The 12,127-nt window shown below is 42.1% G+C and carries 11 protein-coding genes and 1 pseudogene; 2 read left to right on the top strand and 10 right to left on the bottom strand.

Going from position 1 to position 12,127, the window contains the following annotated elements:
• Window positions 1-434: 434 nt before the first annotated feature.
• Window positions 435-1,163, bottom strand: coding sequence for a TerC family protein (locus F7734_RS24655; RefSeq protein ID WP_155747295.1), 729 nt, complete (start codon window positions 1,161-1,163; stop codon window positions 435-437).
• 522 nt (window positions 1,164-1,685) lie between these two features.
• Here F7734_RS24655 and F7734_RS24660 point away from each other — a divergent pair.
• Window positions 1,686-1,931, top strand: a complete 246-nt coding sequence (locus tag F7734_RS24660) for a hypothetical protein (RefSeq protein ID WP_155747197.1) — start codon at window positions 1,686-1,688, stop codon at window positions 1,929-1,931.
• Between the two features lie 413 nt (window positions 1,932-2,344).
• Here the strand turns inward: F7734_RS24660 and F7734_RS24670 are convergent, their stop codons facing one another.
• The 8 genes and pseudogenes from F7734_RS24670 to F7734_RS24705 all read right to left on the bottom strand — a co-directional run bounded on the left by F7734_RS24670 (window position 2,345) and on the right by F7734_RS24705 (window position 8,144).
• Window positions 2,345-3,967 carry a hypothetical protein gene (locus F7734_RS24670; RefSeq protein ID WP_155747201.1) on the bottom strand — a complete coding sequence of 541 codons (1,623 nt, stop codon included), beginning with the start codon at window positions 3,965-3,967 and terminating at the stop codon, window positions 2,345-2,347.
• A gap of 2 nt (window positions 3,968-3,969) precedes the next feature.
• Window positions 3,970-4,287, bottom strand: coding sequence for a hypothetical protein (locus F7734_RS24675; protein WP_155747203.1), 318 nt, complete (start codon window positions 4,285-4,287; stop codon window positions 3,970-3,972).
• A gap of 46 nt (window positions 4,288-4,333) precedes the next feature.
• Window positions 4,334-4,705: a hypothetical protein gene (locus tag F7734_RS24680; protein WP_155747205.1), complete on the bottom strand. Its 372-nt coding sequence runs from the start codon at window positions 4,703-4,705 to the stop codon at window positions 4,334-4,336.
• Window positions 4,678-5,241, bottom strand: coding sequence for a hypothetical protein (locus tag F7734_RS24685; protein ID WP_155747207.1), 564 nt, complete (start codon window positions 5,239-5,241; stop codon window positions 4,678-4,680). Before F7734_RS24685 ends, F7734_RS24680 begins: the two co-directional genes overlap by 28 nt.
• 2 nt (window positions 5,242-5,243) lie before the next feature.
• Window positions 5,244-6,291, bottom strand: a pseudogene (locus tag F7734_RS24690) (ATP-binding protein); the annotation flags it as partial.
• A gap of 193 nt (window positions 6,292-6,484) precedes the next feature.
• Complete coding sequence (locus tag F7734_RS24695; protein ID WP_155747209.1) at window positions 6,485-7,126, bottom strand: restriction endonuclease subunit R; 642 nt, start codon at window positions 7,124-7,126, stop codon at window positions 6,485-6,487.
• Window positions 7,127-7,348: 222 nt separating this feature from the next.
• On the bottom strand, window positions 7,349-7,723 hold the full coding sequence (locus F7734_RS24700; protein ID WP_155747211.1) for a transcriptional regulator: 375 nt from the start codon (window positions 7,721-7,723) through the stop codon (window positions 7,349-7,351).
• The gene (locus F7734_RS24705; RefSeq protein ID WP_347566275.1) at window positions 7,695-8,144 is read right to left on the bottom strand and encodes a type II toxin-antitoxin system RelE/ParE family toxin; all 450 of its coding nucleotides are present in this window, start codon (window positions 8,142-8,144) and stop codon (window positions 7,695-7,697) included. The genes F7734_RS24700 and F7734_RS24705 overlap by 29 nt, the downstream gene beginning before the upstream one ends.
• A gap of 200 nt (window positions 8,145-8,344) precedes the next feature.
• Here F7734_RS24705 and acs point away from each other — a divergent pair, with 200 nt between their 5' ends.
• The gene (gene acs / locus F7734_RS24710; protein ID WP_155747213.1) at window positions 8,345-10,315 is read left to right on the top strand and encodes an acetate--CoA ligase; all 1,971 of its coding nucleotides are present in this window, start codon (window positions 8,345-8,347) and stop codon (window positions 10,313-10,315) included.
• Window positions 10,316-10,737: 422 nt separating this feature from the next.
• Here acs and F7734_RS24715 read toward each other — a convergent pair whose 3' ends face one another.
• Window positions 10,738-11,043: a hypothetical protein gene (locus F7734_RS24715; RefSeq protein ID WP_155747215.1), complete on the bottom strand. Its 306-nt coding sequence runs from the start codon at window positions 11,041-11,043 to the stop codon at window positions 10,738-10,740.
• Window positions 11,044-12,127 lie beyond the last annotated feature (1,084 nt).

Genomic DNA, 12,127 nt, shown 5'->3' on the forward strand with positions numbered 1-12,127 from the left:
TTCCCCCCTTGATAAGGGGGGATTAAGGGGGGTTGACACCTTGGTTGTATGAGTAATACCTACCCCACCCTAACCCTCCCCTTGTAAAGGGGAGGGAAGTTGATTTTCCATTTCCCCCCTTGATAAGGGGGGATTAAGGGGGGTTGACACCTTGGTTGTATGAGTAGTACCTACCCCACCCTAACGCTCCCCTTGTAAAGGGGAGAGAAGTTGATTTTCCATTTCCCCCCTTGATAAGGGGGGATTAAGGGGGGTAATTCCAAGTTGTGTGTACACTGTAGCTTAATAGGGACAGGGTTTAAGCCCATAAGATGGGTAATTGATTTTTTGGAAACCTCGTGTTTGCGAAACTCAATCCACCGTCAGCCCATCCTTAAGGCTTAAAGTATAACATACAATTTTCTACTTATGTAGAATTAACTCACTCTCTATCCTCATCGTTGCACTTCAGTTTTTTCTGGTTCCTCAATCGTCGTTTCAGCCTTAAAATCTTTACGCTTAGAGAATCCCCAAGCCAAAATTAGGGCAATAGAAGTAATCATCACCCATTGTGGGGGCACAAAGGAGTCGTTCACAACTTTCAAGAACAAGCGCAAGCCCACTAAAGCTACTGTAACGTAACCAGCATCTTCCAAGTAGACGTATTCATCCAACCAACGAATGAACAAACCTGCCATAAACCGCAGAGTCACAACACCAATGGTGGTTCCTGTAAGTACCAACCAAGTCTCATTAGAGACAGCGATCGCAGTGGTTACGCTATCGAGAGAAAATGCCAAATCTGTCAGGGCAATAACGGGGATCGCTTGCCATAAGGAACTGAATCGAGGACCGTGGTGTTGGTTGTCTTCACCTTCTTCAGAAGTAAAATGTTGAAATACTAACCACAGTAGATAGGCTGCACCCAACAATTCAAACTGCCAGAACTGTTGTACCCAGGCAGCAGTGAGAAGTAACGTAATTCGCAAAACATAAGCAATCACCAAACCAATGTTCAGCGCCTGACGTTCGAGTTTCTGGTTCCCCAGCCCTTGAGCGATCGCCGCCAGAGCGATCGCATTATCTGCAGAGAGCACCGCCTCTAAAAAAATGAGGAGCAGCAAAACTATAGATGCTTCTAAACTAGGATGAAAGTTGAGGTAGTCAAATATTTGATCTAGCATTCCTGTTTTCTCAAACGGCAAAAATTGAAAGTTAACAGTAAAAGGAGACTTGATATACAAAACGTAACAAAAAGCTACTCTTTCCAGCTTAACCTGTAGTTGGTAAATCTGTTCAACTTGTACCGACATTATTCTATACTTTGAGTAGCATAGCCCTCTTTTAAGAGTATAAATTAATACATATAACGATGTGTAGGCTGGGTTGAGGAACGAAACCCAGCAAATGGAGATTAAAAGTTCTGGTGGTGCGGGCATCTTGCCTGCCTTTGACAAGTGACAGACAGGATGCCCATCCTATATTCTGGCAATAATTTATTTTCTGCTGCCCTGAGAATGGAATTCTGGGGCTATGCAAACAAAGCCCGTCTAAGCGGGCTATTCTCTTTCTGCTGTAAGTTATAGTAGCGATCGCATTGCCGAATTTTTCTTTGCTACAAGTAGATAAGTAGAAATAAACACGCTATATTACCAAATGTAAAAACACCTGAAACTCTTACTAATGACAAATAACTTTTGACACCAATGAAAGCAATTAAAGTCATGGCAACTATTAATGAACACGGACAACTTACTTTAGATCGCCCCTTAGTAAGTGCTCAAAACAGTCGCGTTGAAGTTATTGTTCTCATTCCAGAAGAAGTAGAAATCGAGGAAGATGATAAATCTAAAGAAGTGATTTTAGAGAATTTCCATCAAGCTTGGCATGAAGCGATGACTGGACAAACAATTCCTGTTGCTCAACTTTGGCAAGGAATCGAAGGCATTTGAGAAACTGCAATGGAACTCGCGTTCCCACAAACACTGGAGTTCCACTCATAATTTCTGGCTCGGAGTAGATAATTCCTTGCTCGCGTAAAACCTTTTGAATGTCCATTACAGGTATTCGCAGTCTTGTTAGAAGTTTAGAGTTTTATCTTAATTATATAGCAACCTGAAAACATTCGTAAGAAATTTCTAACTGATGAGCAACTTTCATCTCTATAAGGCAAATGTTATCTGCGTCCATCTGCTACAGGCTGAGGTTCCTAAACTCTTTCTTTACTAAGCCCAGTTGAAAACTGCAATAAGATGAGTTCTTGGAACCGCGAGCGCAATCAATACTCCTTGGGTATTTCACACCTATAGAAACGTTACAGTTTTCTCAATCCAAAATCCAAAATCTAAAATCCAAAATCATCCTACTATTCCTCTCTCAACTTTTTCAACTCATCTGTCGTGAAGGGATTTTTACCTGCATTTAAGGCATTAATCCAACGTTGACGCTGCGATTTTTGCTCGGAATTATTAGTCCATTTGATAAATGCCTGAAAATCTTCAATCGCTCCTTTACTATTATCATTGAGCGCTCTAGCTAGCCCTCGACTATCAAGAATATTTCCATCTTTTGGAGAAAGAGCAACTGCTTTTTCACAGGCAAACATGACATCTTTCGCAAATCCCCGCAAGCTACCATCCCAACAAAGAAAATTCCAATCATACGCAGAAATGGTTAAAGAGGGATCGAGTTTTTGAGCATCTTTGTAAAGAGCGATCGCTTCTTTGATTTTATCCTGCTTTATCAGTGCTTCTCCTCTTGTAATAACAGCAACTGCTTTTGGGTTATTCTCTGAAGCTTCTGTCTCTGGATTTAGGTCAATATTTCGAGCTAGTTGCTGTGCTTGTTTAAACTTAACTAATGCTGCCTCAATGTCACCTTCTTGGGCGAGTTCTATCCCTTGGACAACTATAGCTGGTGCTGCTTTTACTTCTGAATTATAGTTTAATTTAGAGTTCCACACCTTGGCTTTATTAAACTTAGCAACTGCCCCCTCAAAATTCCCCTCTTTTGCTAATGTCTCACCTTGTTCAACTAAAGTCGAGGCTGCAGCAATCAGGAGAGGCTTTGTTTGACATACCTGAAGTTCTGCCAATGTCTCAGGATGTTGGGGTAAATAATATTTGAGCCAATCGCATCCCAACACAAGTAAATTTTCCAGATCCAAGTTCCACAGTTTCACCGTCTTGTCCGAACTTGCAGAAGCAATCGTCTTGCCGTCGGGGCTGAAGCTGACGCTCAAAACCGAGGCGGTATGCCCTTTGAGGGTTTTGAGTTCTCTGCCTGTGGTATCCCACAGTTTGACGGTGTTGTCCCAACTTGCAGAAGCGATGGTCTTGCCGTCGGGGCTGAAGCTGACGCTCCAAACCGAGGCGGTATGCCCTTTGAGGGTTTTGAGTTCTCTGCCTTTTGACTCGTATACTGCTTGCCGTAAAGCAACAACAACTTGGTTGCGGGTATGAGCTTCCATCCACTTTGCCCAAATTGTTTGTTGCAGTTTTTCTCCTGCTCTAATGCCTTCCACCAAAGCTTCTTCTTGAAGAGTCGCAGTAAAAAGTGCTTCTGAAGAGGAGGTAAGAGCGCTAATTTGAGCATTTGTCTCACCAATTGTTGACTTAACTCCAAATGTCACAGCCACGGCTGTTAATGCTGCCAATCCAACCCCTGCACTGGAAGCTATTCTTAATCGCTGTTTTAAAACCTGATTTAACTTTGCTTCTGCTAATTGGCGTTTTTGTTTTTCTCTTTCCAATTCTGCTAATAATTCTGCACCGCGTTGTTGCCGAATAAAAGATACTAAATAATCATGAACCAGTTGATAGCGATCTGCTGGAGATTGCGGTATCAAAAAGACTATCCCTGATGTCACTAAAATATTTAAAACTAGCTCTAATTTCTCTACTTCAGCTGCTAAGACTGCCAAAGCATCTGCCAATTCAGCATAGGTTTTTAATGGGCGAGTGTTATTCTCATCAGTCAGTAAATACAAGACTAATTGAGCAGCACTTTCGTTTTCTTGTCCGCAATCTTTGACAACTTCTCATTTGCAAGTTGTGCGATCGCTTCGAGGGCTGTTGTTGCATATTGCTGAGTATCTTCCCAATGACATTTTCCCAGTGCAACTTCTGCGAGGAAAGCATAAGCATTTGCTAGCCTGATGGGATTGGGATAGGTTAAGTGTAGTTTAACAGCAGTGTTAGCAACAGATTTTAATTCATCCCACTTTGCCAACTGTTGTAGCACTTCTCCCCAAGGGTTGATAAATTGAGCGACTAAATCGGAACGGTTTGCTTGCTGCAATATTGCCACACACCGTTGATAGTAGCTTTCTGTTTGATGACAGGCTGTTTCATGCTCAGCTCGGTGTAAAACGGCGTACCTTCGCCACCATAGCCCCAGGTGGAAAAGTACACAGGCTTGTCGCAGGGATAGGGGATAGGGGATGGGGATGGGGATGGGGGAGAACAGTTTCTTCTGCTTGTTCTGTTGTCGTGTCCTCTGTACTCTGTTCCCAGAATACAAGGCTTTGTTCGTAAAGTTGACGCGATCGCTCCATTTGATTTTTACTATGGGCATCGCGTCCTGAAATAAATTGCTGACTGGCTTCTAATTCTGGTTCATAACAACCCCGATTGTGTAATTCTTCCAATGCTGATTCAATCTCAGCTGCATCCATACCTATATTTAATGCAGCATTGTCTAAAAATCTGTCTCCACCTGTTTCCAAAATTTTAGAAAATAATCCATCTGCTTTTTTTGCAGAACTTGAATTAATTCAGTGGTAGAGATGGCAAATTTAATGGGTACACCAGCATAAGTATAAAAATCTGGTGCTAATTTTATAAACTTTTGCAGCACTAAATCGTTAATCCAGAAGACTACGGGAAATGAAAAACTTTGGGGAAAATCATCCCGTACTCGATTGATGGAAATCAACAGATCGTCAATTCTAGTAACTGACTGTAAACCCGATACTATAATGGTATTAGCAATAGATAATGGCACGTCCAACCCATCTTTTGCCAATTTTTCTTGTATAATTGAATATAGATTTGTGGCTGACTTATCTAAATTTATTTCCAGAATTTCTAATTGAGGGTTTTGTCGTAACTTTTCTAAAATTTGTTCTTGCAAATGTGCGTAGTTGCAGCGTACTAAAATTAGGGAAAAGCGACCTTGAGAACGAACGATCGCTCTGACAAGAGTGGCTAGCGATCGCTCATTTTGCACGGAAATCTCTTCTGTATTTATCGGTTCGCTCATACCTAAAATTGCTTGGCTTCTGCTAATACGGGATTAATACCAAACCAGCGTCCTTCTTTATCTTGATATTCAAAGACAAATAAACTTCTTAATAAAGTTTGGTAGTCATCTTCACCACTCACACTTTGCTGTTGAACGACTTGACGGAGCAATTCCCATTCATGCTTTGTAATAGATAGTACCAAGCTTTCGCGGTATTCGCGGATAGAGTTTTCCAAACATTCTCGTGATAAAGGAGGATCTTCTGACTGAAGACAACTGTAGAGCAATCCTAGTAAATTTCGCACGTGACCCCCACTGATTTGACAAAGCCTGTTTAAGGTATCGGGAGTGTCGAAAACTTCTGCAATTAAATTCAATCTGAGTTCGGAGTTAACTGTGGGAAAAGCTCTTGCCAATATCATCTGTTGCAACAGCGCTATCCCTTCAGAGCATGGAGTTCCATCGCGTAACTGTACGGGAACCATCGGTAGTATCTTGGGACTGACTCCACCACCCAAACGATTTTTCATCGTCTCATATTCATTAGAGAATACCAATGCTAGGGGTATTGTGTAAACAACATGGCACTTCAGCCTGCGTAACTCTTCGCCGCGATCGACAAATAAATGTTCGGGTTGGGAGCGCTCTCGGTTTTTCGCCCTTGGATCGACTCGATCCAAATTATCCACAATCACCACCAGCCCTTTCTTACCCTTCTCTTTTAGTTCCTGGTTAGCACGAGTTAGGAATTCTTCATTAAGAGATTCTAAAATATTATTAGTGCGAGGTTCTAGATATTGCCTCAACTGACTTCGCAGATGGGGGCTATCTTTTGTTTTTGCGCTAATTTTAGCAATACCTACAGATAACTCCCCCGCAAGTTCTTTTGGAGTTTGTAAAAATTCATGAATTTCACCTAATAGTTTGGCAAAATATCCCGGTCTGAGTTTAATTCCTACTGCTTCTAAACTTTCACTCACTGACCTGGCGATAAGCTGGGTACAGCTTGCGCTTCGCGATCGCCAGTAAAATATCTGTAACATCTACATCAGCCATGTCTAAGTTCTGCTGGGGTTGCAACTGTCAAAAAATCTTTGCAAATCTAGTTTAAGTCGCATTCACCTGTCCTATCCGTAGATTTACTACTAGTTTGACAGTAGCTTCAACTTTATTGTCTCTTTTTCCGCAAATTTTTCCAAGTGAAGTAGAAGTCAGCAGGTGCAAAGATTCCCAACTCTGCTAAGTCAGGAATTTAACTTACCTAATTTTCTAGTTTGCAAATTGCTTTCAAAACCTGTAATAGCTGAATACTGTCTTCAGATTGAATTAGGTTCAGTAATGGCATTAACTGATAGGTAGGGGGATTTCCTCGTTCGAGACGGACAAACTGATAACGGTGACCGTTTGTTGCTAGTCCCCAAACTGATGATTGCTTTTCTAAGCTTTTAAAAGCGTAAGTCAGTAGTTGGGGTAAACCCTCGGAAACGTCTACCGAACTGTTTTTTGTTTCTATTACCAAAATCCAAAATGTATTTGCAGTCTTTGCTTGAGCGTTGCTAACTGCTAGAATATCCATCCGCCCTGTTATCTTTGTGTCCTCGTCTTCGATGGAGATAGCGATCGCATCTTCCATTGTTAGTCGGACAGGTACATCATAAAATCCAGCTAAGCGCATTAAAGGCGCGAGAGCCAAAAATTTTACTGAGCCTTCAGAAACTTTTCCAGCACTAAGGTAACGTTCAAAGTCGTTACTAATGCGTAATAAATCCTGCTGTTCCAAATCGGTCAATGGTTCTAAAGTTAGGTAGTCTGCAAACGATGGAGCATTTGGTGTCTTTTGCAGTTTCAATAAGCGATGAATATCATTCAGAGATAAGTTACTGGCTTCTAGAGTAATTGGCATAGGTTTTCACCACGTTTTCTAGTACTAATGAACATACTGCACTATGAAAAGCAAGAATTTCCATAGAGGATCTCTAAAAAGTCACACCTGATACTTCTTTCGGCAATTAGTGTCTAGCTCTGTTATAATATTTACCCTATGGCGATCGCCTGTCTCTCGGAATGCCTGGAAGTACAAACCCCCTATACCACCCCGCGCAGATCGTGTTCAGATGGATTTGCCCTATATACCCGCCCGCGCTTTATGCCAGTTGCGTAAGTCCTGTGGAACACTGTTGTCATCTTTTGGAGCAAGAGCAATTCGATAACCAAGTGCATTGAGAAATTCAATTAAAGTGTAAATTTCTGCTCCGCCAGTTTCTGCAAGAATTTTATCCAGTTTTTCATAATGCTGTCTGGCAGTTTCTGAAAGATTATTTGCTTGCAGACGCGCATCTATCACATCTTTTAGGGCTGAACCTAGCATTTCAAGCCCAGCGCCATCTTCTTCTAATTCCAAGAAAGTTTGAATATAACCAGCAGCCTCTTGGGGATCTTTAAGAGATGAAATCAAGTATTCAAGGTAACTTCTACTTGCTGGTGCTTGCACGTTTTTCATAATCTTTCCAGTATTCCTTAGCTTTGTTGATATCTTGTTCTTGAGTACTTTTATCTCCACCACAAAGGAGAAGTATTACTGTTGTTCCTATTTGTCCAAAATACACGCGGTATCCCGAACCATAGTCCACTTTTAGTTCGCAAACTCCTTCTCCAACTGAACGATAATTTCCTAAATTGCCCGACTCTACTCGCTTCAGCCTGTTTCTGATTTTAGCTCTTGCTTGAATATAGCGGTTCTCATCCGAATCAGGTACAACTTCATCTGCGTTCATCTGCGTCCATCTGCGGTTCCATAAATTTTTTATGTATTGCACCCAAGTGAGAACCGCTATATCTCTCAGAGCTTCAAGCCATGATGTAAAAGGGCTGTTACCATCTGGAGTGAGATAATCCTGAATTTCTCTTGGTTCTGCCTCCATAAGATTATTCTATGATGCAGTCATGATGAGTAATAGCACCCCAGATTCAAAAAACAAAATCCTGATTTGTAAAGTAGAGATATAGCATACCAAGTCCCTACTCTGTTAATTTCCATACATCTTAACGAAAATCAACCACACTTCTGGTAATTTTCCGTACACAATAGTTTTGTGTTAGAACGCCAATAACAGAAATGACTATGTCCCAAATCACCATAGAATCTATCCTTCAAGAAAAGCGTTTATTCCATCCCAGTCAGGAATTTTCTCAAAACGCTCACATCAAAAGTCTTGAAGACTACCAGCTCCTCTATGATAAGGCTAAGGCAGATCCTCAAACATTCTGGGCAGAGTTGGCTGAACAGGAGTTGCACTGGTTCCAGAAGTGGGACACGGTGCTGGATTGGCAACCACCTTTTGCTAAATGGTTTGTTGGGGGAAAAATTAATATTTCTTACAACTGTATTGACAGACACCTGATGACTTGGCGCAAAAATAAAGCTGCTATTATTTGGGAGGGGGAACCAGGAGATTCGCGCACTCTCACTTATGCCCAATTACATCGCGAAGTTTGTCAGTTTGCAAATGTGCTGAAGCAGTTGGGTGTGAAAAAGGGAGATAGGGTTGGCGTTTATATGCCAATGATTCCTGAAGCGGCAATCGCAATGCTGGCTTGTGCTAGAATTGGCGCACCCCACAGTGTGGTTTTTGGCGGTTTTAGTGCAGAAGCATTGCGCGATCGCCTTGTGGATGCCCAAGCAAAGGTGGTTATCACGGCTGATGGTGGTTGGCGCAAGGATGTGATCGTTGCTCTTAAGGATCAGGTGGATAAAGCTTTGGCTGATGGGGCTGTTCCTTCAGTGGAAAACGTCCTAGTTGTGCGGCGTACCAACCAGGAAATCCATATGGAATCGGGACGAGACCATTGGTGGCATGAGTTACAAAAAGGTGCGTCTGCAGATTGTCCTGCTGAACCTATGGACAGCGAAGATATGCTGTTCATTCTCTATACTTCCGGTAGCACGGGTAAGCCGAAGGGTGTTGTCCATACGACCGCAGGTTATAACTTATACACCCACATGACCACAAAATGGATTTTTGACTTGCAGGATACTGATGTATATTGGTGTACTGCGGATGTGGGTTGGATTACAGGACACAGTTACATTGTCTACGGTCCTTTGTCGAACGGTGCAACAACGCTGATGTATGAAGGTGCGCCTCGTGCTTCCAATCCGGGCTGTATGTGGGACGTTATTGAAAAGTACGGGGTTAATATATTTTATACCGCACCTACTGCGATTCGTGCCTTTATCAAAATGGGCGAACACCTACCGAAAGCGAGAAATCTTTCTTCTCTGCGCTTGTTGGGAACTGTGGGCGAACCCATTAACCCAGAAGCTTGGATGTGGTATCACAAAGCGATTGGTGGGGAACGCTGTCCGATTGTTGATACTTGGTGGCAAACGGAAACGGGTGGTATTATGATTACACCGTTACCTGGTGCTATTCCTACAAAACCTGGTTCCGCAACTCGTCCTTTCCCAGGAATCTTAGCTGATGTTGTGGATTTGGATGGTGTTCCTGCGGGTGATAATGAGGGTGGTTACTTGATTGTCCGACATCCTTGGCCTGGAATGATGCGGACAGTCTATGGAGATCCAGATCGTTTCCGTCGCACTTACTGGGAACACATCCGACCTCAAGATGGACAATATGTCTACTTTGCTGGGGATGGCGCAAGACGCGATGAAGATGGATATTACTGGGTGATGGGGCGTGTTGATGATGTGATTAATGTAGCAGGTCACCGTCTCGGTACCATGGAAATTGAATCGGCTCTCGTTTCCCATCCTGCAGTTGCTGAAGCGGCTGTCGTGGGTAAGCCAGATGAACTGAAGGGCGAAGAGATTGTTGCTTTTGTGACTCTAGAAGGAGAGAGTACGGCGTCGGAGGAATTGAGCAAGGAACTTAAGCAACACGTTGTTCAAGAAATTGGTGCGATCGCTCGTCCGGGGGAAATCCGCTTTACCGATGCTTTGCCCAAAACTCGTTCTGGTAAGATTATGCGGCGATTGCTGCGGAATCTGGCTGCAGGACAGGAAGTTTCTGGGGATACTTCTACTTTGGAGGATAGGGGTGTGTTGGATAAGTTGCGGGAAGGTGCTTAGGAGTTTTGAACCGCAGATGAACGCAGACGGACGCAGATAAAGAGCTGTTCGAGTTAATAAACTACAGCATTTTCTTTTGGTACTTCTTGTGATACGGGCGTCATAGCCCGTACACAGAAAAGAGGGCGGGGACGCCCACCCCACTCATGTAGTCTAATAATCTGAAACTGCTGTAACACTACGCACGCTTATTGGTAATGATGGTTTGAATTCTCGCCAGTGCCAAAATGAGTGAAGTTCCTGGCTTATATGTAGAAAACTAAAAAAGCTAGTGAAGTAGAATGTCCACTTGTACTAGCCTTGGTAGAAGTCACGACTATCCTAGCGAGAAGGATTTGTTGAGCGAGTATTTAGTTGTGGTTTGACCCCATAACTCCAGTTTTTTCAAGCATACAGTGTTTGTTGATGAGACATGAGTGAGTCTAATTGGTGTTGTTTTGAGTTCCTCCTGATTTGAAAAACTCAATCAAATCTTGCATTTGCTCCTTGCTAAGAACATAACGTTGACTGGGAACACCTTCATGAATGAGTGCATACTTTTTTGTGCTACCGTTGTTTCTCACAGTCTCGATCACAAGACTTGAACGACTAAACCCCGTACCTTGAATAGTTTTCTCAAAAAACTCAGCTAGGTTGGATAAGAAGGCTTGACGTTGATCTGGATTGTTTTGCTTATTGGGGCTAGGTTTCATGCCAATCTTTATGATGTCCTTAACGTAACGATTCATGAATCATTGTTATTGCCAATAAGGACAGTAAAATAGCTCCCACACGCACAATTAGACCTCCTAGTAACGGTAGCAGTGGGTACATAAGATGAATTCCACCAAAAGATATTGACATCACAAAGACGATTCCAAAACCGGCTAGTGCGAGCAAAAAATATTTGAGTGACCTAGAAACCACTCTGTATAGAAGATGAGGCTCATTTTCTATCACAATTTTACACCTACAATAATTCAATTGGGTTCTCTCTGACTCCTCACGACCCAAAACCTGGGTCTTTCACCACAATTTCAAATTGTATTTCTCAATACTTAGCTAGAACACTGTGTGGGTGCTGGTTTACAACTATCCATCACTTTATTTTGTTGTCTCAATAATTCAGGTAATACTTTCCTTGTTATACTAATTCTTTGCGAACTGGCACAGAATCTTGAAGTCTAAAATCCTTGCACGGAAAGGGTTTTGCATCTATTTATCCATGCGTCTTCACATGAAGTATTACAAAGATTTGACAGAGTCAGATACTGAAAATATGCGATAGCGTTCGCAAAGCGCAAGCTGTACCCAGCTTATCGCAATTTTCCAGAGTATCCTAATTTTGAAATCGATCCGCGAGCAGATTGGTAAAGTCTCAGTTCTTGCTTTCATGTAAACTTGTCCTTTAGAGACAGTTTCTGGCGATCGCTGTAACTTTGCATGACCTGCTATAAAAGGCTATTTAGTTTAAACAAACCGATAGACAAGATACCCATCGGACATCTTTACCCGAATTGTTACTAAGCATTTGCCTGCTGTTGCTTTGTATGCTGTCTTTCTAGGACAGTCTATACTTTTTTTTCTTTAATGAGTATATTATCCATTTTCGCTTCAATTGTCAAGCTTTTAACGTCAGTCACGATTTGCAGATTCTTGAAGGTTAAATTAGTTCTGGGAAAGAAAAATGTCATATTTTAGTATAATTTAGCTTAATTTAGCTAATTTGAGAAGAATTTGAGAATCTTTATCTCTACTTTAAACAAACTGGTATGCTTGGGTAACGTGTAGTTTGCCGAACTAGAGAACAGTAGGAAACAGTGGAGGTTGAGT

The sequence above is a fragment of the Scytonema sp. UIC 10036 genome (assembly GCF_009725235.1).